This is a genomic window from Spirillospora sp. NPDC047418 (genome assembly GCF_040643275.1).
GTDB lineage: Bacteria > Actinomycetota > Actinomycetes > Streptosporangiales > Streptosporangiaceae > Spirillospora.
The window spans coordinates 198,294-220,250 of sequence record NZ_JBEYTW010000003.1 but is presented as its reverse complement, the minus strand read 5'-3'; the positions used below and the strand labels follow the sequence as shown (position 1 = coordinate 220,250).

The window sequence follows — 21,957 nt, the reverse complement described above, 5'->3', positions numbered from 1 at the left end:
CTCCTGCGCAATTCCCGGTAGATGTACTTGGGATTGTCGGAGTAGTGCCGGCCCAGGTGGCTCTCGAAGACGGCCAGGCCGGGCCGGACCGGCTCACGCCGCAGGTCAACGGTTAGGTGATCAGGGTTAGGGCTCGGGCCAGGGGGATCACGTCGGCGTATTTGGCCTGGAGGTCCAGCAGGTTGGCCTCGTGCAGGCGCCGGTCGCGGTCGCCGCACGCTTCGTCCACCACCAGGGGGCGGAACCCGTGCTGCAGGGCGTCGGTCGCGCTCGCCCGGACGCAGCCGCTCGTGCTCAGCCCGCAGATGAACAGGGTGTCGATGCCGGACGCGGTCAGCGTCGCCGCCAGCGACGTCCCGTGGAACGCGCTCGCGTACTGCTTGGTGACGACCGTCTCCCCGGGCTGGGGGGCGACCCCCTCGGCGAAGTCGCCGAGGGGGTTCCCCTCCTCGAACACACGCAGCGCGGGAACCTTGCGGCGGAACAGCCCGCCGTCCGCGCCGCCCGGCTGGTATCTCACCCGCGTGAACAGGACCGGTACCCCGGCCGCCCGTGCCGCGTCGACCAGCGTGACCGTCGCGGCCAGGGCGTCCTCGACCGGGGCGCGCAGCGGCGACCCGTCCTCCAGGTACGCGCGGGCGAAGTCGATCACCAGCACCGCCGGGGCGTCGCCGCAGCCGAGGCTCTCGCCGAAGCCCGACGCCCGGTAGTCGGCGACGAGGTCGTCCGCACCGCTCGCCGGGCGGTTCGCCGGGCGCTCCGCCGGGCCGGTCATCGGCGCAGTGCCTCGGCGGAGCGGACGTCGACCGGCGGGCGCGGTGCGGGCAGCCCGGTCTCCTCCTCGCAGCGTTCGAGGATCTCCGCCAGCGGCGGGCCCATGTCGAACACGGGGATCTCCGTCCGGTCGGCGGCCATCTTCGCCCGCAGCAGCTCGGTGGCCCCCTCGTCGAGGACGCCCTCACCGGTGCAGACGACGCCGTATCCGTCCCGGGCGCCATCGGCGGTGACGAGACCGCGCAGCACCTCCTGCGCCACCAGCCCGGCGGGACGGGCGAGCGGGTCGCCCCATCCGCCACCGCCCCACGTCACGAAGTGCAGCACGTCGCCCGGCGCGACCGGGACGTCGTGGACCTTGCTCGGCAGCACCTCCCGCGTGCCGTCGGCCCGGTCGATCCACTTGCGGCCCCGCTCCCCCGGACGCCCGCCGTTCACGCCCCACGGGTACGTGAGCCAGCGGTCGTCGTGGATCGCGATCGTGCCCGGCTCCTCGAAGTGGTACGCGACGTCGACGCCGTTGCCGCCCCGGTGCAGGCCGGCGCCGCCGGAGTCGGCGATCGTCTCCCACCGCTCGATGCGCAGCGGGTAGTACGACTCCAGGTACTCGCAGGGGATGTTGACGAACGACGGCCACAGCGAGTGCCCGTCGGGGCCGTCCCCGACCGGGCGTCCCGGCACGCCGCCGAACCCGATCGAGTACAGCTGGAACCACTCGCCCTCGCGCGCCCCGGACGTGTAGTGCCCCGAGTACATGAAGTGCGGCGAGGACGAGAACCCGGCCGCGTTCAGGATCTCCGGGTTCGTCTGCCCGAGCAGCCCGCCGAACAGGTCGAACACGCGGCCGATGCCGTGGTTGCGGGCGTTCAGCGCGGCCGGGTGGCGCGGCTTCCAGAACGAGTCCTCGGGGATCGTCACGTCGATCAGCGGGTAGAAGCCGTCGTTCCACAGGATCTGCGGGTCGGCGACCGTGATGACGTAGATGCCGAAGAACATCCGGACGAGGTTCTCGTTGATGAAGTAGTTGATCGGCCCGACCGCCTGCGGCGCGGCGTGGCTGAAGTCGAGATGGATCTTCTCCCCGGTCCGGGTGAGGGAGATCTTCAGCTCGTAGGGGCCGTAGCCGCAGCCGTCGTCGCAGATGTAGTCGGCGAACTCCAGCGTCTGCCCGTCCTCGAAGAGGGTCGCGAGCAGCACCTTCATGGCCTGGTAGTTGCGGTCGAGCAGGGCGTCCAGCGCGGACAGGTAGGTCTCGACGCCGAACCGGTCGCACAGCTCGGTGACCCGCCGCGCGGCCGTCGTGCACGCCGCGACGAGGCCGTTCAGGTCGGCGCGGTTCCAGTCGGGCATCCGCACCTGGTTGAGGATGATGCGCAGCGCCGCCTCGTTCAGCTCACCGCCCTCGTACAGCTTGAACGGCGGGACGACCACGCCCTCCTCGTAGATGGTGCGGGCGTCGGCGGGCATCGACGACGGCGTCTTGCCGCCCACGTCCGACATGTGGCCGAACATCGACGACCAGCCGACGAGCCGGCCCCCGTGGTAGATCGGCACGACCAGCAGCCAGTCGTTCGCGTGGCTGATCGCCGCGCCGCACGCGTACGGGTCGGACGTCATCAGGATGTCGCCCTCGCCGATCGTCCCGTCGAAGTTCTCCAGGAAGTCGGGGACCGACAGCCCGAACTGGCCGACGACCATCTTCCCGGACGGGTCCGCGATCAGCGGGAACTCGTCGTGCTGCTCGCGGATGCCCGGCGACAGCGCGGTGCGGAACAGCACCTCGTCCATCTCGTACCGGGCGTTGCGCAGCGCGTTCTCGATGATGTCCAGGGTGACCGGGTCGACGTCGACCCGGGCGGCCGGCTCGGTGGTGGTCTGCAGGATCTCGGCCATCAGCCCTCCTCAGTGGGACGGATCAGCAGGCTGCCGCTCGGGTGCACGGTCGCGGCGTGCCCCGGCAGGACGAGGGTGGTGGAGTCCATCTCGACCACGACGGCCGGTCCGGGCAGCACGTCCCCCGCGCGGAGTTTCGAACGATCGAAGATGCCGGCGGGCACGGACGCGCCGTCCATCCACACCTCCGTCTCCCGGAGCAGCGCCCCGGACGGGTCGCCGTCCCCGTCGGGGAGGGTGCGCCAGGCGACCTCCGGGCGCGGCCCGCTGACCGTGACCCGCAGGTTGATGACCTCGCGCTCGTTGTCGAGCAGGAACGAGAACAGCCGCTTGTGCTCGGCGTCGAACGCGGCGCCCAGCTCGGTGAGCAGGTCGCCGTCCACGCTCGCGCGGTCGACCTCGACGGGGATCTCGAAGCCCTGCCCGTGGTAGCGCAGGTCGATCTGGTACGTCGCGGTCTGGCTGTCGCGCGGCACGCCCTCCGACTCCAGGCGGCCGGCGGCGGCGTCGGCCAGCTCGGCGAGGACGGCGCGCAACTCGTCGTCGTCGAGGGTGGAGAAGCGGCGCACCATCGTGCGGGCGCTCTCGTCGCGGGCGCAGGTCGTCGCGTCCCCGTAGGCGCACAGGACGCCCGGCGACGGCGGCACGATCACCGGCCACGCGCCGGTCAGCCGGCCGAGCGCGTTGGCGTGCAGCGGGCCCGCGCCGCCGAACGACATCAGCGCGAACTCGCGCGGGTCGAAGCCCTGCTGGACGCTGATCAGCCGCAGCGCGCCCAGCATGTTCTCGTTGACGATGTCGATGATCCCGGCGGCCGCGGCCTCCACGCTCGGCAGGCCCATCGCCTCGGCGACGCCGTTCACGGCCTTGCGGGCCGCCTCGACGTCCAGCGAGATCTCCCCGCCGGCGAGCTGTGTCGGCAGGTAGCCGAGGACGACGTTGGCGTCGGTGACGGTCGGTTCGGTGCCGCCCGCGCCGTAGGCGGCGGGGCCGGGGTCGGCGCCCGCCGACTGCGGGCCGACCCGCAGCGCCCTGGTCAGCTCGGGGACGTGCGCGATCGACCCGCCGCCCGCGCCGACGCTGCGGACGTCCACGCTGGTGGCCCGGACGGTGAGGTCGCCGACGCTCGTCTCCCGGCCGATCCGGGGGTTCCCGCCGAGCACCAGCGCCACGTCCGTGGACGTCCCGCCCATGTCGAAGGTGAGGAAGTCCCCGAACCCGGCCTGCTCGGCGAACCACGCCGCGCCGGTCACGCCGCCCGCCGGGCCCGACAGCAGCAGCGACACCGGGTCCTCGGCGGCCTTGGACGCCTGGGTGAGCCCGCCGTCGCTGCGCAGCACCGACAGCGGCGCCGCGATGCCGCTCCCGGTCAGCGACCGGTCGAGGTTCTTGACGTACCGGGCGACCTCGGGCTGCACGTAGCTGTTCGCCACGGTCGTGACGGTCCGCTCGTACTCCCGCATCTCCGGCAGGACGTGACTGGACAGCGACACCGGGATCCCCGGCAGCTCCTCGGCGGCCAGCTGCGCCACCCGCCGCTCGTGCTCATCGTTCGCGTACGAGTTGATCAGCGAGATGGTGAGCGCCTCGATACCGGCCCCGGCGAGCCTGCGCAGCTCGGCGCGGGCGCGGTCCTCGTCCAGCGGGGTGACGACCCCGCCGTCGGCGGCGATCCGGCCCGGGATCTCGACGGTGTGCTCCAGCCTGGCCAGCGGCTCGGGCTTCGGCCAGATGATCCAGCCGGCCAGCCCGCCCGGCACGAACGACCGGGCGATCTGCAGTACCTGCCGGAACCCCTCGGTCGTCACCAGCCCGACCCGCGCGCCCCTGCCCTGCAGGATCGCGTTGGTCGCCACCGTCGTGCCGTGCAGCACGTGCGCGACCTCCGACAGCTCGATCCCCGCGTCCAGGCACACCTTGCGGATGCCGTTGAGGACGCCCTCGGACTGGTCCGCCGGAGTGGAAGCGGTCTTGGCGCGGTGGCTGACGCCGGTCTCCTCGTCCACCAGCAGCACGTCGGTGAACGTGCCTCCTACATCGACGCCTAGGCGATAACCCATGCCGGCCTCCCGATGCCGTGCTCGTTACTGGATGCCTTGCTCGTTCTCAGATGGCTCCGCGCTCGGCCAGCGCGGCGATCTCGTCTTCCCGCAGGTCCAGGAGGCCGCCGTACACCTCCCGGTTGTGCTCCCCGAGCGCGGGACCGGCGTGGCGCACCGATCCCGGCGTCTCGCTGAGCCTGGGGAACGCGTTGTGCATCGGGAGCTCCCCGAAGTCGGGGTGGACGAGGCGCACGATCGCCTCACGGGCCGCGAAGTGCGGGTCGTCGAACATGTCCTTGGCGGTGTAGATGCGGCCCGCCGGGACGCCGCCCTCATGCAGGGTCTCCAGCAGGGCCTCGGTGCCGAGGGTCGCCGACCAGGCGGAGATCAGCTCGTCCAGCTCGGCCATGTTGCGGCCACGGTCGGCGTGCCCGGCGAACCGGGGGTCGCCGGCGAGCTCGGGCCGCCCCATCGTCTTGGCGAGGCGCCCGAACACGGTGTCCTGGTTGGCGGCGATCAGGATCATCTCGCCGGACGCCGTCGGGTACACGTTGCTGGGCGACACGTTCGGCAGCACCGACCCGGTGCGCTCGCGCTGGTAGCCGGCCACGGCCCACTCGGGCAGCAGCGACTCCATCATCGCCAGCACCGCCTCGTAGATCGCGGAGTCGACGACCTGGCCGCGCCCGGTGTTGCTCCGGTGGTGGACGGCGACGAGCGCGCCGATCGTGGCGAACACCGCGGCGAGCGAGTCGCCGAGCGAGATCCCGGCGCGGGACGGCGCGTTCCCCGGATCGCCGGTCACGTACCGGATGCCGCCCATCGCCTCGCCGATCGACCCGTACCCGGCGCGCGGCGCGTAGGGGCCGCTCTGCCCGAAACCCGACACCCGGACGAGGATCAGCCCCGGGTTCGCCTCGCGGAGCGTGTCGAAGTCCAGCCCCCAGCGCTCCAGCGTGCCCGGCCGGAAGTTCTCCACGACGATGTCGGCCTGCCCGATGATCCGCCGCGCGAGGTCCTGGCCCTCGGGCGTGCGCAGGTTGCACGTCACCGACTTCTTGTTCCGGGCGACCACCGGCCACCACAGCGACTTGCCGTGCGGCTTCTCCCGCCCCCACTGGCGCATCGGGTCGCCCGCGCCCGGCGACTCCAGCTTGATCACCTCGGCGCCGAAGTCGCCGAGCAGCTGGCCGCAGAACGGACCGGCGAGCAACTGCCCCATCTCCACCACGCGCAGATCGGCGAGCGGCCCCCGGGCGTCCTGCGTGGCACCGTCGTGCGTTGACATCTAGCGAACCCTCGTTTCGGTCGTTTCGACTGTTTCCTGCTGGTCGGTCTGGTCGGTCCGGTCGGTGTGGTCGGTGTGGCCGTTCAGGCCGGTCGGGCCGGTCGGGCCGGTCTGGTCGGGTGCGCCGCGGAGGAGGACCGCCTTCGCGGCGAGCACGTGCGCCCGCATCACCGACTCCGCCCAGGTTCCGTCGGCCGCCCGCAGCGCGGCGACCAGCTCCCGGTGGTGGGCGGAGCTGCGGGCCAGGTCGTCCGGCGAGTACCGGTGGAAGGTGCGCATGACCAGCGGGAGCTGCACCACCGCGTTGAGCATCGACACGAGCCGGCTACTGGCCGCGGCGGCGCGGATGATGCCGTGGAACTCCGCGTTCAGCTCGGCGACCCGGTCCAGGTCCTGGCCGTCACCGGACGCCGTGGACCGCTCCATCAGCGCGCACAGCTCGGCCAGCCGGTCGCCGTCCTTGGACTCGATCCGGGTGGCGGCGCGGCGGGCGGCGGCGCCCTCCAGCAGCATCCGCAGGTCGTAGATCTCCTCCAGGTCCTCCGCGGTCAGATCGGGGACGCGGGCGCCGCGGTGCGGCAGCACCTCGACCAGCCCCTCGACCTCCAGCCGGCGCAGCGCCTCCCGGACCGGCGTCCGGCTGGAGCCGGTCTGCTCGGCCAGCTCGGCCTCGCCGAGCCGCGCCCCGGGCGGGTGGACGCCGTCCAGGATGTCGGCGCGCAGCCGTGTGTAGACACGGTCCACGGCACGGACCATCCGAACCTCCTCGGTGGGTCGATTGCATGCAAGATATGCATTTCGGTCGCTTGACACAAGGGTTCTACCTGGCCGATTCTTCCTACATCCACAGATTGCATACAAGGGAAGGCCGATGACGGACGTCGAACTGATCGAGGTGGGCCCCCGGGACGGGCTGCAGAACGAGGCCGCGATCCTGCCCACCGCCGACAAGGTGCGGCTCATCGAGCGGAGCGTCGCCGCCGGGCTGCGGCGCATCGAGGCGGTCAGCTTCGTCAACCCCAAGCGCGTCCCGCAGATGGCGGACGCGGAGGCCGTGATGGAGCGCCTCCCCCGGCCGGACGGGGTGCGCTACGCCGGGCTCGTCCTCAACCCGCGCGGCCTCGACCGGGCGCTCGCGACCGGCGTGGACGAGGTCAACGTCGTCGTGGTGTCCACCGACGAGTTCAGCCGCCGCAACCAGGGCTGCACGGTCGACGAGGGCGTGGCCAACTGGGCGCGGATCGCCGCCGACGCCCGCGCCGCCGGGCTGTTCCGCACCGTCACCATCGCCGCGTCCTTCGGCTGCCCGTTCGAGGGCGAGGTGCCGGCCGAGCGCGTCCTGGACCTGGTGCGGCGGGTCGCCGAGAGCGAGCCCGACGAGATCGCGCTGGCCGACACGATCGGCGTCGGCGTCCCCGCGCAGGTGCGCACGCTGCTGGCGGGCGCCGCCGAGATCGCCCCGGGCATCCCGCTGCGCTGCCACTTCCACAACACCCGCAACACCGGCTACGCCAACGCCCTCACCGCGCTCGACCACGGGGTGAGCGCGCTGGACGCGAGCACCGGCGGCTTCGGCGGCTGCCCGTTCGCGCCCGCCGCCACCGGCAACATCGCGACCGAGGACCTGCTCTACTCCCTCGACCGCATGGGGGTCGCCACGGGCGTCCGGATGGCGCCGGTGACCGAGACGGCGGCCTGGCTGAGCGGACGCCTCGACAGCCCGGTGCAGGCCCTGCTCGGCCGCGCCGGGCCGTTCCCCGAGGCCCCCGAGGCCCGCTAGGGCGTCACCACTGCGGGGTCGTGCCGTCCCGCTGCAGGAACTCCAGCCGGTTGCCCAGGTTGTCGAACGCGTAGAACCGGCGGTGACCTGGGAAACCGTCGTCCCAGTCGACGCCCGTGCCGTGCTCGGCCAGCCGCTCGGCCAGCCCGTCCAGGTCCGCGACCCGGATGCCGGGGTGCGCCTTGCGGGCCGGGCGGAAGTCCTGCTCGACGCCCAGGTGGATCTCCAGCCCGTCCGCGCGCACCCACAGCCCGCCCCGCGCGGCCAGCACCGGCGGCTTGCGGACCTCGCTCATCCCCAGCGCGTCCACGTAGAACGCGCGGCACGCGTCCTCGCTCCCCGCCGGGATGGCGATCTGCACGTGGTGCACCCCGTAGGCGAACGGCGTCCGGTGGTCCGGTCCGTACCCCTGCGCTGAAGCCTCGGTCATGATCACATCATCGCGCGGGTGAAGTACACGCGGGTAGTGGTTCCGTCCGGCCCAGTGTGGACACGGACGAGGTCGGCCAGCTTGTGGACGAGCAGCAGCCCCCGGCCGCCGACCGTGTCCGGCGGGACGGGCCGCCGCCCGGCCAGCGGATCGGTGATGTGCCCCGCGTCGCCGACCTCGATGATCAGGTGGGTGGCGTCGTACCAGAGGCACAGCACGCCCGAACCACCGCCGTGCTCGACGGAGTTGGCGGTCAGCTCGCTGGCGACGAGTTCGGCGTCCTGGACGCGGTCCTCGGTGAGGCCCGCCGCGGTGGCGCACTGCACGACCAGCGCCCGCACCACCTTCAGCGTGCGCGCGTTGAACGGCAGCCGCCGCGGCCGGTCGGACGAGTCGACGGCGGCCCGCGACCCCGCACCCGGGTGATCGCCGACCCGCTCCCCGCTGCCGGTCATGACCGTCCCTCCGACCGCATCCCCTGCCCTACGGCAATGATGAATGGTACCGACTGAGAGCGAACGGCACCCCCGCTTCCCCGTGGCTCTTCCCTGGTCACCGCAACTTAGACGACCCCGCCCCGCGCAGCGTGGGGACGGCTCGGCGCTTGACCTCGGAGCAGCGCGTGCGATCAGGATCCGGAGCCCAGGTAGTCCGGGCCGACCAGCCGCATGCCGTGGTCCCGGCAGGCGGCGAGCAGCGCCCGCTCCTGCTCCACGGTCATTCCCGAACTGCTCACCATGAGGGCGGATATTCCGGACCTGCCGCACGCTTCGGCGACGCCGGGCACGGCGTACGCGGGGACAGCGATGACAGCGAGATCGGGCGCCTCGGGCAGGTCGGCGAGCGTGGCCACGCAGGGCACGCCGTCCACGCCGTTCCCGGCGCAGTGCGGGTTCACCGCGTACACGGCGCCTTCGAAACCACCGCCCAGCAGGTCGGCGACGGCCGTCCGGTACCCGCGGGACACTCCGATGACCGCGACGACCCGCGCCCGCACGCCGCCGGAGAGTTCTGTCATGTCCCCACCCTCTGACGCGGCAGGTCGCGGATCAGGGTCCCAAAGTCCCCGGCCGGTGGGACCAAGGTCCCGGTTCCGTCTTTACCTCACACTTCGCACACTGGAGGGAGGACGGCCTTCGGGCTTCCCGACCGTGAGGAACGGCATCCCGTGGATCTCAACGCACCCGACCGCACACTCCGGATCGGCGGCCGTCCGCTGCCGGTCGCCGGTCCCGCCCGGATGTACGTCTGCGGGATCACCCCGTACGACGCGACCCACCTCGGCCACGCCCGCACGTTCGTCTGGGCGGACGTCGCGGCCCGCGTCCTGCGGCACGCGGGCGGGGACGTGCGCGTCTGCCGCAACGTCACCGACGTCGACGACGTGCTGAACCAGGCCGCCCACCGTGCGGGGAGCCCCTACGACAGCTTCGCCGCCGTCCAGCAGTACTACTTCGAACGCGACCTCGACACTCTCGGCGTCCACGCCGTCGACCACCAGCCCCGCGCGCACAACCACGTCCGCGAGGTCATCGCGCTGGCACAGGGCCTTCTCACCTCCGGCCACGCCTACGTCCACGACGGCACGGTGTACTTTCACGGCGGCGACGTTCCCGACCTGCCTTCGGACGAAGCCCACGCGCTCCTGGCCGAGTACGGGGACGAACCCGACGCTCCGGCCAAGCGGCACCCGTTCGACGTCGCGGTCTGGCGCCCGTCCCGCTCGGGCGAGCCCGCCTGGCCGAGCCCGTGGGGCCCCGGCCGGCCGGGCTGGCACGCCGAATGCGCCGCGATGGCCATGACGACCTTCGGCCCGTCCCTCGACCTGCACGCCGGCGGCACCGACCTGCGCTTCCCGCACCACGCCTACGAATCCGCGATGGCCGAGGCGCTGACCGGCGTGCGCCCGTTCTCCCGGGCCTGGCTGCACGTGGGCATGGTCCGCCGGGACGGCGAGAAGATGGCCAAGTCGACCGGCAACCTGGTCCTGGTATCCGACCTGGTCCCCGGCCACCCGCCCGCCGCCGTCCGCCTCATGCTGATCACCACCCCCTGGCAGGGCGAATGGGACTACACCCCCGATGTCCTGCCCCAGGCCGCCGCCCTCCTCGACCGCCTCCACACCGCCGCCGGCCGCCACACCGACTCCCCCACCGCCGAGGCAGCCGTGACCAAGGCGCTTCTCACCGACCTGGACGTCCCCACCGCCCTCGGCATCGCCGAACAGGAGGGCGGCCGCACCGCCCGCCTGACCATGCGAATCCTCGCCCTCACCTGACGCGCGGGACCTTGGTCCCCGCCATCGGGGCCGCAGGGCCATGGGGCGCGGCGGCCCGGCGGCGCGATGATGGACGGGCGTCGCGGAACCGAGGGAGGCACCCATGAGCCGAGCGCCATCGTGGACGACCGGGTCTCCTCATGCGCGCATCCTCGTCGGTGTGGACGGGTCTCCCGCGTCCCTGAGTGCGCTGCGCTGGGCCGTGAGCGAGGCCCGGCAGCGGAGCGCCGAGGTCCTGGCCGTCCGCTCATGGCAGGGACGGCCGGCGCCCTATGCGATCGTGGCGCGGAGGCCGCCCCTCGACCGGGAGCGGGAGCGGGCACGGCGCGCGCTCGCCAGGGACGTGCAGGCGGTGCTCGGCCCCGAGCCGGTGGTCCGCGTCCACCAGGAGTTGGCGTACGGCCACCCCGCACGCAACCTGCTGCGTCTCGCCGCGCGGGCGGACGTCCTCGTCCTCGGCGACACGCCGACCGAGCGCGGCCCGGTCAGAACGGCCTGCCTGCGCATGTCACCGTGCCCCGTCGTCCTCGTCCCGGCGGGCCCGCCCGCATCGATCGAGCAGCCGACGGAGACGCCAGGCCCCGTCACGACCCGTCGGTAGTGTTCCCGCGAGCGCAGTGATCACCTGATCGACGTCATCGCGGATGTGCTCGTGGCCACCTGTCGGGATCGCGTCCGTCCGGGTCCTGGGGTGGGCGGTTCGCGCTGGTCAGAGGGGGTAAGGCACGGCGCGTCAGCCCGGCGGGGAGGCGACATCCGGGGGGAGGGACGCGATGCGACTGCGTTCGCGGCGGCGTGTGCGGGCGGTGCGCTGGCCCGTGGGCATGGGCATCGCGGCGTGGCGGTGGATGCGGCGTTCGCGCGGGGTGCAGCGACAAAGGCTGCGGTCGGGGGCGCGGTCGGAGATCGACCAGCTCCCCCGGCGCGGCGGGGAGCGGATCCAGTCCCCGCGGGAGGGTGTCGGGCCGCTCTACCAGCGGCGGTACACCGTCCGGATCTCCGGTAGCCCGCTGACCGCCGCGGAGCTGATCAGCCGCCTGGGAGCCGACCTCAACGCCGCCTCACCGGTGGAGGTCGCCGTCTTCGACAAGACCGCGGGGACGTCCCGGCCGCTGGAGATGGGGGACGAGTACGTCGTCCACATGCCGGGGCCGTGGAACTGCCCGGTCCGGGTCGTGGAGCGCACCCCGGCGTCGTTCCGGTTCGTGACGCTGAGCGGGCATCTGGAGGCCGGGGAGATCGAGTTCCGGGCGTCCGAAACCGGGGAGGACGAGCTCGTGTTCACGATCGAGTCCTGGGCGCGGAGCGGAGACCGGCTGGCGGAGGCCCTCTATGAAGGGGTGGGCCTCGCCAAGGAGATGCAGCTGCACATGTGGGCGCATTTCTGCGCTCGCGTCGCCGAGATGTCCGGTGGCGACCGGATCGGCGAGGTGGAGGTCCAGACCGAGCGGACGGACGTCTCCGGCGGCGGCCCGGCGCGGCGGCTCGTCACCCGCGCGGTCACCGCGGCGTTCGCACGCCCCTTCGCCCTGGCGGCACGGGTGCGCGACCGGCCCCTGCATCCCCGGGGGGTCGTGTTCGACGCCACGCTCGTCCTGCGGGGCTCGTCCCGCTACTGGGGCGTCCCGTTCCTGGACGAACGCGCGGAACTGGCGGCCGAGGTCCGGCTCTCCCGCGCGATCGGGCTGCCGCCGCAGCTGCCGGACCTGCTGGGCCTGGCGCTGCGCTGGACGCAGCCGCCGGCGGCCGACGCGGAGGCCGGCGCTGAGGCGGGCGGCACCGCGGAACTGCTGCTGGCCACCACCGGGCACACGCCGATAGGCCGCCGGCTGCTGCGTCCCTCGTCCCACTGGAGCCCGGCGTTCTACGGTTCCCTGCTCGCGTACCGGGCCGGCGACCGCCGGATCCTGCTGGGCGCGGTCGGGGACCCGGCCCGGTTCATCCCGGCCGATCTCGCGTCGCTCGCCTACTCCGTGGACTACCGGCCACTGGAACTGGACCTGGTGGTGGCGACCGAGACCGGCCGGTGGGAGCGCTTCGGCGGGCTGCGCATCCTGGGCCCCGGACGGGGCGACAACGAAACGATGCGCTTCAACCCGGCGGAGAACCCCATCCCGGATCTGCCCCCGGCGGGACTGCTCCAGCAGGTGCGCGGCCCCACCTACGCCGCCGTCCAGCACGTCCCCCACCGCACCCGGGATCTCCGGTCCGCGGAGCGCCGCCGCCCGGAGAGGGCGCCCCGATGAAGGGGAGCACCCGCGTCCAGCGGCGCATGCTTCGCCAGCGCGCCGCGCTGCACCGCCTCCCCCTCAACTTCGATCCGCGGCGGCACGACGTCCACAGGCCGGAGGACGGCTGGCACGTCGACGACTACCGGCAGCCGCTGCCGAGCGAGCCGCCCGGCCCGACCGTCCCCGGCGGAAGCTGGGAGACCGCCCGCCGCCTGGTGGCGGACTACGAGTACGCGGACCCGGCCATCATCCGGGAGGTCTGCCGTTCGGGGCCGCCCGAACCGGACCAGGACATGCTCTTGCAGGGCCGCTTCTACGGGCTGCGCTTCTACCTCGGGGTACGCATCGGGGAGGTCGTCGACGGCTACATCGAGCGGGACGGCCGCCGCGCGCGTGTGTGGGGCTGGAACTACCGGACGCTGAAGGGGCACCTCGAACGCGGCCAGATGGACCAGGAAGTGCGCAAATGGCTCGACACCGGCGAGGTGGAATTCCACATCCACGTCTTCTCGCAACGGGGCCCCATCCCGAATCCCGTCGTCCGGCTCGGCTTCGTCCTCTTCGGCCGCCTGACCCAGGTCAGGTTCTACAGGCGAGCGTGCCACCGCATGGAAACGCTGACGGCGGCCGCACTCGCCGACCAGCGCCAGGCCGCCTGAACCGCACGACCGGTCACGGGCTTCAGGAGTCCGGCCGCGCGCCCACAGGGACGCGGCGGCCGGACGGCCGCAGCAGCGCGGGGGCCAGCCAGCGGTCGAGGAGGGCGCGCAGTTCCGCCTCCGGCTGCGGCGGCTCGCTCGGATGCTCCAGCAGCGAGGTCAGCAGCCGCATGATGATCTCGGCGAGGCCCTTGAGGTCGTCCTCGCCGACCCCGGCGGACGTCCAGTCGACCGGGAAGCGCTTCAGCATCTGGGCGCCGTAGGCGATGGCGTCCGTGGTGGTGGCCCCGCGTCCGAACGCGCCCGAGTCCCTGAGCTGCAGCAGCAGGCTCAACCGCGGCTCGGTCGGGATGGTCCGCAGGCAGAACATCATGCCCTCGACGACGGCCTCGGCCGGATCGCCGATCCCCTGGAGGTGGGCGACCAGCCGGTCGACGAACGACTCCGCGCCCTGCGCCGCCACCTCGCCCACGATGTCGCTGATGCGGGCGAAGTGGCGGTAGACGGTCTGGCGGGTGACGCCGAGTTCGTTCGCCACGTCCGACAGGGTCGTCTTCACGACGCCGTGCCTGTCGATGCAGCGGGCGGTCGCGTCGACGATGCGCTGCCGGGCCTCGGCGTCTGATGCGGGGGGCCTGCCTCCCCAGCCGTGGTGCGCCATGGCCCTAGGATCCCACAGCCCCCGCGGCCGGCCGCGGCGCGCGGACGCGCACCGCGGCCAGGACGAACGCCGCCGCGGCGACGGCGCACAGCGCGGCGTACCACAGGCTGCCGACCGGGGTGCCCTGCTCGGTGACGCCGCCGGTCGACGCGAAGTACGCCGGCAGCGCCGTCAGCCACAGGACGACGAGGACGCCCAGATACAGCGCCGGGTAGACCCGCACGAACAGCGGCGACCGGACGGGGGCGGGATCGGGATCGGCGCGCGTCGCGCGTCGCGCGTCCACGAGCAGGTAGAGGCCGGCGATCCAGACCACGGCGAGTTCGGCGGACAGGATGGCCCGCTGGATCCCGAGCTGGTCCTCGCCGCGGAAGGCGCCGCTCGGCGCGCTCACGATGATCATCGCCAGCGGCGTGACGGCGCCCGCGACGACGGTGCGCCAGCCGACGCTCCACCCCGGGCGCGCGTCCAGGCCGGCTCCCATCCCGACCAGCCGGACGACGAGGTAGGTCATCGCGCCGAAGGAGACCGAGGCGAACAGGAGCATGCTGTTCATCGGGACGGACGCGAGCGCCGGCTGGTTGATCATCTCGTTGCCGGGGTTCCACGCCCACCACTTCAGCTGCGGCCCGAGCTGGTCGAAGATCTCGTAGAAGACCTGGCAGGCGAACGCGACCGCCACCGAGCCGAGCAGCGGCCCGCGCCGGGCGAACACGCCGAGGGCCCGGACCAGCTCGTAGGCGAGCTGCGAGATCGCCGGGTAGAAGGCCACGATGTAGAGCGGCAGCCGGTCGTACATGAACTGCACGGTGAACACGTTGTGGGAGAAGATGAACCCGACGTGCTCCTCCAGGCCGAACCAGCCCGGGAAGTACAGCGGCGGCTCGATCACGGCCAGGTACACGACCGAGGCGAACCACAGCGAGATGTTGACCGGGTCGCCGTCGCGCCGCCACCGCCGCCACGCGTGGACGAGGGCGAACACCGCGCCGCCGACGATGAGCAGTTCGAGGAACGGCATCGTGCCGTTCTCCAGCCCGAACGGATTGCGGAACGTCACGAAGGGATCGGCGCCGCGGCAGGAGAAGCCGAGCCCTTCGGCGACGCGTTCGGCCACCGGATCGCAGGTGTAACCCATGTCCGACTCCCCTGATCAGGTTCCGACGAGGTCGTCGCCCCGGCGTGCTCCGCCGGCCGGCACGCCCTTCGGGCCGGTGTAGCCGGTGTAGTCGGTGCCGGGCGGATCCTTCCGCTCGTCGAACCCGCCGGGCACAACCGTCCGTCCGAGCCGATGGCGCAGTTTGTAGCGCGCGATGCCGAACCAGAACCGCGGGTCGGTGGCCATCTCCCTGAGCGACTTGTCGAGGTTGAACACCTGGGCGAACGTCTGCTCGACGTAGGCGTCCTCGCGGCTCGTGGCGTTGATGGCGTTGAAGATCGGCCAGCTGAACCGCGCGGCCAGCCTGCGGCGCCACGCAGGCGCGACCTCGCTCCCGGTCGCGAAGTCGTAGGCCTGGTCGCGCGCCATCGCGAGCATCCAGGGCACGTCCAGCGACTTCTTCTGCCGGGCGAGGAACTCCCTGAAGAAGCCGGCGTCGAGGGTCTCGCGACCGTCCAGCATCTCGCCGAGGATCAGCGCGGAACGCGCCGCCGAACTCATCCCCTGGGCGTAGAACGGATTGAAGGCGCAGACCGAGTCGCCGACGCCGACCAGCCCGACCGGCGGCACCTCCAGCAGGTCGAAGCGGCGCCACTTGTTGCCGGTGGAACGGGTCAGATGCACCTCGGACGTCGGCGTGCACGCGCGGGTCGCCCGCCCGAACGCCGCGGCGCGCACCCGGTCCACCGCGGCCTCGAACGCCTCGGTCTTGCGCGGCATCTGAATGCCCCACGACCCCATGCACACGATGGCGCGGTCGCCCTCGATCGGGAAGAAGTTGCTGAGGAACTCGTGCTCCTCGGGATGGTCGCCGGTGTCCTGGCTCGGCGTGATGACCAGGTGCCGCCACCACCACGACTCGGGGCGCTGCCCCTCGGGCGGCAGGTCGTACCACCGCGAGATGTAGGTGACCTTGGCGTCGAGGGTCTTCTCCGGCGGCGCCGACCAGCCGTCCGCCCCGAGCCATTCGACGACCGAGGAGCCGCGCCCGAGCGCGTCGACCACGAGATCGGCGGCCAGGTAGCCGTCCTCATCACCGCTGCGATACGCGACGCCCTCGACGCGCCCGTCCACCGTGCCGCCCCCGCTGGAGCGGAGCCCGGTGACGGTCACGCCCTCGCGGATCTCGATGGCCGGCAGCTCGCGGACCTTCTCCCGCAGCACCCGCTCGATGAGCACCCGGGAGCTGTAGACCATCGTCATCGACCCGGACTTGCGCGGCGCCCAGCCGTCGTTCTCGCAGTAGGCCGCGTCCATCGACGGCATCAGCCGCATGCCGCCCGCGGCGATCAGCGCCTCCTCGAACCCGGGGAAGATCTCCCCGATCGCGCGGCGCCCGGAGTTGAGCAGGAAGTGCGGGTGCTTGCTCTGCGGCACCCCCCGCCGATGCTCGGCGCCCGGCGGAAGCTCGTCCCGCTCCAGGACGACCACCTTCTCGAAGCGCCGGGCGAGCACCCCCGCCGCGCACAGCCCCGCCACGCTGCCACCGAGCACCACCGCCGTCCCTCGCCGCATCCCGTCGCCCTTCATTCATACAGTTTTTGAGTGAATGTATGATTGAGAGCAGGCCGCGTCAAGACCAGCGACGCGTCAGATGTGGTGGCGGAGCAGGAGGTCGGCGGGATAGGGGTCGAGGTAGGTCTGCTGGGCCAGGTAGGCGAGATGCTCGCCTTCGGCGTGGTGGCGCAGCAGAGCGATCGGGACGCTGAGGGGCGCCTCGCCGCGCTGGTAGGTCTCGATCGCGAGCAGGATGTCGCGGCGCCGGGTCGGGTCGAGGTGCGCGCTCAACGGGCCTAAGACGTGCAGCAGCGCGTTGGCGTGGCGACCGCGCTTGGGACGGACGGCGAAGGCTTCTGCGAAGGCGCGGCGGTAGTCGGTCTCCACATCCTGGCGCGGCCGGGTACCCGCCTGGGCGACGATGCGGCCCATGTCCCGGTAGGCGACCGTGTCGTGGGCGAGGATCTGCAGCTTGTGGCGGCTGTGGAAGGCGACCAGATCGCGGGGGCGCCAGTCGCCGGCGAAGAGCTCGCGCAACCGCGCGTGGGCGAAGACGCGCTCGACGAAGTGTTCGCGGAGGACGGGGTCGCGGAGCCGGCCGTCCTCTTCGATGGGAAGGTGCGGGAGCGCATCGGTGACGAGTGCGGCGAACACGCCGCGGCCCCGGCGGTCGACCGGCTGCCCGTCGGTGCGTTCGCCGGGCCGGCCGGACGCGTAGCGCGGCAGGCTCAGCAGCCCGCAGCTCGGCGATCTCGATTTGAACACGTACCCGTCGATGTCGGCGAGGCCGGGTAGCCGGTCGTCCGCGAGGGCGGCCATCGCCTCGGTGTGGTCGGAGGCCCGGTCCTTGGTGACGATCCGCCCGTCGCTGAGCAGGTGCAGGCTCGGGCGGGGGGCGCCGAGGCCGATCTCGATCTCCGGGCAGACGGGGACCCAGTCGACGTGGCGGGCGAGGGGCCCGGTGAGGAACCGGTCGCGGCTGTGGCCGCCGTTGTAGCGGACCGGCGCGCCCAGCAGGCAACTGGACACCGCCAGCCGGGGACGCGGAGGAGCGCCCGGCGCCGGACCGGGCGGTGGCCCGGGAGAGGTCACAGCAGATCCCTCAACCGCCGCACCCCGCGGGTCGTGCGCGCCTTGACGGTGCCGAGCGGGATCGCCAGCCGGTCGGCGATCTCCCGCTGGGTCAGCTGCCCGAAGTGGGCGAGCACGATCGCCTGCCGCTGCGGGGACGGCAGCCCGGCGAGCGCGTCGCGGACGTCGCATGCCGTGTCCACGGCGGAGGTGGCGTCGGGCACGCCGATGGTGTCCTCCAGCGGCACCGACCGCCGGGAGTGCCGCGCCCCGGCCCGCAGCAGGTCGATGGCCCGCCTCCGGGCGATGGCCAGCACCCACGGCTCCAGGGCGCGTGCCGGGTCGAAGCGCCCGCGTGATCGCCAGACCTCCAGGAAGACCAACTGGACGACGTCGTCCACGGCATGGTCGGGCACCAGCCTTCCCGCGTGGCGGCGGACGAGGGGACCCAGCACCGCATAGCACTCGCTCAGCGCCGTCTCGTCGCCTTCGGCGAGCCGCTGCTCCAGTGTCATGCGGTCCAGGTGCCCGCGGAAATCGCCGCAGAACGTGTTCATCGTCAAGGCGGGGAGAAGCGGTGACAGAGCAGCGCAAAGTGACGAGCCCTCACTTGAGCGGGTCGTGGCCCCAGTTCATCAGCGAGTAGCGCCACCTGGTGTCGGCGACGTCACCGGACGGACGCTGGGCGAGGTGCCGATGGACGTACCCGGTCACCTTGCGCATGTGCGCGTAGTCGTCCGCGCTCAGGTCCGCCCTGTTCGCCCGGAGCAGCTCGACGATCCGGCGCCCGGACGCGTGGCCCGTCGATTCCCCGCCGCCGTCCTTCTGGCCGGCCGACCGCGACTCCTCGGTATCCAGCCATCGCTCCAGTTCCTCGGCCGTCATGTTCACGGCCGCACCGAACTCTGCCGCCGTCTCGTCCTCGGCGCTCACTTCGAGCCCCTGCGCTTGCGCAGCGCCGAGCCCTTGTGGGCGGCCTTCTTGCCGCTCTTCTCGCTCCGCACGACGTACTGCGGTTCCTCGGGCGAGGCCGCGACGGTACGGCCGGCCTCCTTCCGGCGGTCGGTGACCTTCTTCTCCACCCGGCCCTCGGCCGTGGAGCCGTGGCTGCGCCAGGTGACCTCGTCGCCCACGGCGGGTTCCTTCTTCCGGTCTCCCATGCGCGTCGCGGTACCCGCTCCGTCCGCATCGATGCCGAGCACGGCGCTGGTCGCTCCGGCGTCCGGGAGCCGGCGGCCCGGCCGCCGGATGCGGCGCCATTCGAACGGTGCAGGGTGGCCAAAAATCATTTTTAGGACGAGCTTGTGCAGGTCAGACGGGGGTACGGGCGGACCGACCAAGGAGGAAGAATGATCAACTCACTGCATAGGATGGGCATCCGGTCCAGCTTCATGTACACGGCGGGCATCGTCTCGGTCGGCCTGTCGCTCGCCTCTTGGGCGGCGTCCAAGCAGCTTGAGGACGCGGGCCTGGAGCGCGCCGACCGGTGGGGCATCTTCGTCGGCGAATGGGCCCCGACCTTCTTCGCCATGGGTATCGCCCTCCGCATGGAGGAGACCCGCGACGAGGCCGCACTCGAGGCGGGCGGGCGGCACGGCTCGATGGACGAAAGGGTCTCCGCATCCCAATCCGCCGCCATGCGGTAATCGCGGCGAATCCGGTCGCACCTCCGCATCTCCGTGCACCGTGCACCGTGCACCGCGAGCCGTGCAACCGATCGGCCGCCCGGTTCCGAAGAACGATGCAGAACCCTTCGGACAATGATGGAGGAACAGTGCACTCTCGACATCGTGTGCACGGCTCGCCCGGCGGGCGCTGATGGCCGCGAACGGTCCGGTCGTCGTGATCGGAGCGGGTCTGTCCGGGCTGTCGGCGGCGATCCACCTTGCGGCGCGGGGCCGCGACGTCGTGGTGCTCGAGGCCCGTGACGAACCGGGTGGATGCTGCGGATCGGCCTCGGCCGGCGCCTACCGGTTCGACACGGGCCCTTCGGTGCTGACCATGCCGCACGTACTGGCCGACACGTTCGGCGCGGCGGGCGAGGACATGGGCGGCGTGCTGCCGCTCCGGCGCCTGGACCCGTTCTACCGGCTGTCCTTCCACGACGGCTCGCGGCTGGACGTGGTGGCGGGGGCGCAGCGGATGGCCGAGAACGTCCGCGCCCTGTGCGGGCCGGACGAGGCCGCCCGGTACCTGCGGTTCCGGCGGCGGCTCGGGGCGATGTTCGAGGCCGAATGGTCGTCGTTCATCGACGCGGACATGACCCGGCTGCGGAGCATGGCCCGTCCCATCGCGCTGCTCAGGCTGGCGGCGGCGGGCGGGTTCCGGCGCCTGGACCGGTTCGTGGCGGGCCAGCTGACCGACGAGCGGCTCATCAGGGCGCACACCTTCCAGGCGCTGTACGTCGGGCTTCCTCCGGCCGAGGCGCTCGCCGTCTATGCGGTCGTCGCGCACATGGACACCGTCGGCGGGGTGTACTTCCCCGCGGCGGGCGGTATGCACGCCGTCCCACGGGCCCTGGCCGCCGTGGCCGAGAAGGCCGGCGCCGCGATCCGGTACGGGGTGCGCGCCGAGCGGGTCGAGACGGACTCCCACGGGGTGGCCGCGGTCCGGCTGGACGGCGGCGAACGGCTGCCCGCCGGGGCGGTCGTGGTCGCCTGCGACCTGGCGGAGGCCCACCGGGGGCTGCTGCCCGACGCGGCGGGCGACTGGCGGCTGCGCCGGCCGCGGTACTCGCCGTCCTGCCTGGTCATGCACTTCGGGATCGACCAGCGGCGGCCGGGCCGCGCGCACCACACGCTGCACTTCGGCCGGGAGTGGGCCGGCGCCTTCGCGGCTCTGGCCGCCGGACGTCCGCAACCCGACCCGAGCCTGCTGGTCACCTGCCCCGAAGGGGACGACACGGCGGCACCGCCCGGCCACTGCACGCTGAGCGCTCTGGAACCCGCCCCGAACACGGTGAGCGGAGCCGGCTGGGACCGTCTCGGGCCGTGGCTGGAGCAGCGCCTGCTCGGCCGCCTGTCCGACCTGGGGTACGGCGACCTCTCGGCGGCGCCGCGGCGGACCTTCGATCCGCGGGACTGGGCCCGCCTGGGCCATTCGGCGGGCACGCCGTTCGCGCTGGACCACCGGTTCGCCCAGACGGCCTGGTTCCGGCCCGCCGGCCGCAGCCGCCGCGTCCCCGGCCTGCACTTCGCCGGGATGTACACCGCGCCCGGTGTGGGTGTCCCGCCGGCTCTGATCTCCGGACGGCTCGCCGCCGCCCGCATCCTGGAAGGCCGCCGATGACGCTGACCGCGAGCTACGAGCACTGCCGCCGTCTCAACGCCCGCCACGGACGCTCCTTCTACCTGGCCACCCTGCTGCTGCCGGCGTGGAAGCGCAGGCATGTGCACGCGCTGTACGGGTTCACCCGCCACGTCGACGACATCGTGGACGCCTGCGGCGCGGCGGCGGACACCGGCGGACGGGCCAGTGCGCTCGACGAGGTGACCCGGCGGCTGACCGCGAGCCTGGCGGGCGAGGCGATCGAGGACCCCGTGCTGCCCGCGTTCGCGCACACCGTCCGCTCCTTCGGCATCGAGCGCACCGACCTCGACGCCTTCCTGCGGTCCATGCGCGCCGACCTCACCGTCACCCGGTACGCCACCTACGACGACCTGCTGATGTACATGGAAGGATCGGCCGCCGCGATCGGGCTGATGATGCTCCCCATCCTGGAGACGGTGCCCGGCGCCGGCCGGTCGGCCCGCGAGCCCGCACGCGAGCTGGGACGGGCGTTCCAGCTGACGAACTTCCTGCGGGACGTCGCCGAGGACCTGGCCCGGGGCCGCGTCTACCTGCCGCAGGAGGACCTCGCCAAGTTCGGGGTCACCGAGGACGACCTCCACGGCAGCGGCCGTGAGCGGGCGCTGCGCGAACTGGTGGCCTTCGAGGCCGGCCGCGCCCTGGACCACTACCGCCGCGCCCTCGACGGCGTGGAACTGCTGGCCCCCTCCTCCCGTCCCTGCATCCGGGCCGCGTACGAGCTGTACGGCGGCATCCTGGACGAGATCGCCGCGGCCGGCCACGACGTGCTGACCGCGCGGGCGCGGGTCCCGCGCCACCGCAGGGCCGCGATCTTCGCGCGGCACCTGCTGGCCGCCTCCGCCGCCGGCCGCGCCGAGCGGCGGCACCCCGCCGGGGCGGCCTGAC

23 protein-coding genes are annotated in these 21,957 nt (G+C 72.7%); 8 read left to right on the top strand and 15 right to left on the bottom strand.

All coding sequences use genetic code 11. The annotated features are described in order from the left end of the window. Nucleotides 1-112: 112 nt before the first annotated feature. The 5 genes from ABZ806_RS03135 to ABZ806_RS03115 are packed head-to-tail and all read right to left on the bottom strand — an operon-like array spanning nt 113 to nt 6,753. Nucleotides 113-775, bottom strand: coding sequence for an isochorismatase family protein (locus ABZ806_RS03135; protein ID WP_500214962.1), 663 nt, complete (start codon nt 773-775; stop codon nt 113-115). Beyond that, nucleotides 772-2,667, bottom strand: a complete 1,896-nt coding sequence (locus ABZ806_RS03130) for a hydantoinase B/oxoprolinase family protein (protein WP_500214961.1) — start codon at nt 2,665-2,667, stop codon at nt 772-774. The genes ABZ806_RS03135 and ABZ806_RS03130 overlap by 4 nt, the downstream gene beginning before the upstream one ends. Beyond that, nucleotides 2,667-4,727, bottom strand: a complete 2,061-nt coding sequence (locus ABZ806_RS03125; protein WP_500214960.1) for a hydantoinase/oxoprolinase family protein — start codon at nt 4,725-4,727, stop codon at nt 2,667-2,669. The genes ABZ806_RS03130 and ABZ806_RS03125 overlap by 1 nt, the downstream gene beginning before the upstream one ends. A gap of 46 nt (nt 4,728-4,773) precedes the next feature. Beyond that, nucleotides 4,774-5,997: a CaiB/BaiF CoA transferase family protein gene (locus ABZ806_RS03120; RefSeq protein WP_500214959.1), complete on the bottom strand. Its 1,224-nt coding sequence runs from the start codon at nt 5,995-5,997 to the stop codon at nt 4,774-4,776. Next, a complete protein-coding gene (locus ABZ806_RS03115) occupies nt 5,998-6,753 on the bottom strand; it encodes a GntR family transcriptional regulator (RefSeq protein WP_500214958.1) in 756 nt (251 codons plus the stop codon). 115 nt (nt 6,754-6,868) lie between these two features. Here ABZ806_RS03115 and ABZ806_RS03110 point away from each other — a divergent pair, with 115 nt between their 5' ends. After that, on the top strand, nt 6,869-7,777 hold the full coding sequence (locus ABZ806_RS03110; protein WP_500214957.1) for a hydroxymethylglutaryl-CoA lyase: 909 nt from the start codon (nt 6,869-6,871) through the stop codon (nt 7,775-7,777). Nucleotides 7,778-7,781: 4 nt separating this feature from the next. On the opposite strand, the gene ABZ806_RS03105 is transcribed toward ABZ806_RS03110, so the two are convergent. The 3 genes from ABZ806_RS03105 to ABZ806_RS03095 form a co-directional block, all read right to left on the bottom strand. Beyond that, complete coding sequence (locus tag ABZ806_RS03105) at nt 7,782-8,207, bottom strand: VOC family protein (protein WP_500214956.1); 426 nt, start codon at nt 8,205-8,207, stop codon at nt 7,782-7,784. 2 nt (nt 8,208-8,209) lie between these two features. After that, entirely contained in the window at nt 8,210-8,662 is a 453-nt protein-coding gene (locus ABZ806_RS03100; RefSeq protein WP_500214955.1) for an ATP-binding protein, read from the bottom strand. A gap of 173 nt (nt 8,663-8,835) precedes the next feature. Beyond that, nucleotides 8,836-9,225: a CoA-binding protein gene (locus tag ABZ806_RS03095; protein ID WP_500214954.1), complete on the bottom strand. Its 390-nt coding sequence runs from the start codon at nt 9,223-9,225 to the stop codon at nt 8,836-8,838. 150 nt (nt 9,226-9,375) lie between these two features. On the opposite strand from ABZ806_RS03095, the gene ABZ806_RS03090 reads away from it, so the two are divergent. The 4 genes from ABZ806_RS03090 to ABZ806_RS03075 all read left to right on the top strand — a co-directional run bounded on the left by ABZ806_RS03090 (nt 9,376) and on the right by ABZ806_RS03075 (nt 13,375). Next, nucleotides 9,376-10,485, top strand: coding sequence for a class I tRNA ligase family protein (locus ABZ806_RS03090; protein ID WP_500214953.1), 1,110 nt, complete (start codon nt 9,376-9,378; stop codon nt 10,483-10,485). A 103-nt stretch (nt 10,486-10,588) separates the two neighbouring features. Next, nucleotides 10,589-11,086: a universal stress protein gene (locus tag ABZ806_RS03085; RefSeq protein WP_500214952.1), complete on the top strand. Its 498-nt coding sequence runs from the start codon at nt 10,589-10,591 to the stop codon at nt 11,084-11,086. 172 nt (nt 11,087-11,258) lie between these two features. After that, nucleotides 11,259-12,731, top strand: coding sequence for a DUF1990 family protein (locus ABZ806_RS03080; protein ID WP_500214951.1), 1,473 nt, complete (start codon nt 11,259-11,261; stop codon nt 12,729-12,731). Beyond that, the gene (locus tag ABZ806_RS03075; protein ID WP_500214950.1) at nt 12,728-13,375 is read left to right on the top strand and encodes a DUF1990 family protein; all 648 of its coding nucleotides are present in this window, start codon (nt 12,728-12,730) and stop codon (nt 13,373-13,375) included. The genes ABZ806_RS03080 and ABZ806_RS03075 overlap by 4 nt, the downstream gene beginning before the upstream one ends. A 22-nt stretch (nt 13,376-13,397) precedes the next feature. On the opposite strand, the gene ABZ806_RS03070 is transcribed toward ABZ806_RS03075, so the two are convergent. The 7 genes from ABZ806_RS03070 to ABZ806_RS03040 are packed head-to-tail and all read right to left on the bottom strand — an operon-like array spanning nt 13,398 to nt 18,923. Further along, entirely contained in the window at nt 13,398-14,036 is a 639-nt protein-coding gene (locus ABZ806_RS03070; protein ID WP_500214949.1) for a TetR/AcrR family transcriptional regulator, read from the bottom strand. Between the two features lie 4 nt (nt 14,037-14,040). Then, nucleotides 14,041-15,174, bottom strand: coding sequence for a hypothetical protein (locus tag ABZ806_RS03065; protein ID WP_500214948.1), 1,134 nt, complete (start codon nt 15,172-15,174; stop codon nt 14,041-14,043). Nucleotides 15,175-15,189: 15 nt separating this feature from the next. Continuing rightward, nucleotides 15,190-16,725 (bottom strand): FAD-dependent oxidoreductase, encoded by a 1,536-nt coding sequence (locus tag ABZ806_RS03060; RefSeq protein ID WP_500214947.1) that lies wholly within the window; start codon nt 16,723-16,725, stop codon nt 15,190-15,192. A gap of 60 nt (nt 16,726-16,785) precedes the next feature. After that, complete coding sequence (locus ABZ806_RS03055; protein WP_500214946.1) at nt 16,786-17,784, bottom strand: YbgA family protein; 999 nt, start codon at nt 17,782-17,784, stop codon at nt 16,786-16,788. Further along, complete coding sequence (locus ABZ806_RS03050) at nt 17,781-18,320, bottom strand: RNA polymerase sigma factor (RefSeq protein WP_500214973.1); 540 nt, start codon at nt 18,318-18,320, stop codon at nt 17,781-17,783. The genes ABZ806_RS03055 and ABZ806_RS03050 overlap by 4 nt, the downstream gene beginning before the upstream one ends. Nucleotides 18,321-18,369: 49 nt before the next feature. Next, on the bottom strand, nt 18,370-18,696 hold the full coding sequence (locus ABZ806_RS03045) for a DUF3140 domain-containing protein (RefSeq protein ID WP_500214945.1): 327 nt from the start codon (nt 18,694-18,696) through the stop codon (nt 18,370-18,372). After that, entirely contained in the window at nt 18,693-18,923 is a 231-nt protein-coding gene (locus ABZ806_RS03040; RefSeq protein ID WP_500214944.1) for a hypervirulence associated TUDOR domain-containing protein, read from the bottom strand. Before ABZ806_RS03040 ends, ABZ806_RS03045 begins: the two co-directional genes overlap by 4 nt. Before the next feature lie 189 nt (nt 18,924-19,112). Between ABZ806_RS03040 and ABZ806_RS03035 the strand changes: the two genes are divergently transcribed. The 3 genes from ABZ806_RS03035 (at nt 19,113) to ABZ806_RS03025 (ending at nt 21,956) form a co-directional block, all read left to right on the top strand. Further along, nucleotides 19,113-19,409 carry a hypothetical protein gene (locus tag ABZ806_RS03035; protein WP_500214943.1) on the top strand — a complete coding sequence of 99 codons (297 nt, stop codon included), beginning with the start codon at nt 19,113-19,115 and terminating at the stop codon, nt 19,407-19,409. A gap of 172 nt (nt 19,410-19,581) precedes the next feature. After that, on the top strand, nt 19,582-21,051 hold the full coding sequence (locus ABZ806_RS03030; protein WP_500214942.1) for a phytoene desaturase family protein: 1,470 nt from the start codon (nt 19,582-19,584) through the stop codon (nt 21,049-21,051). After that, on the top strand, nt 21,048-21,956 hold the full coding sequence (locus ABZ806_RS03025) for a phytoene/squalene synthase family protein (protein WP_500214941.1): 909 nt from the start codon (nt 21,048-21,050) through the stop codon (nt 21,954-21,956). The genes ABZ806_RS03030 and ABZ806_RS03025 overlap by 4 nt, the downstream gene beginning before the upstream one ends. Nucleotide 21,957: the final 1 nt, after the last annotated feature.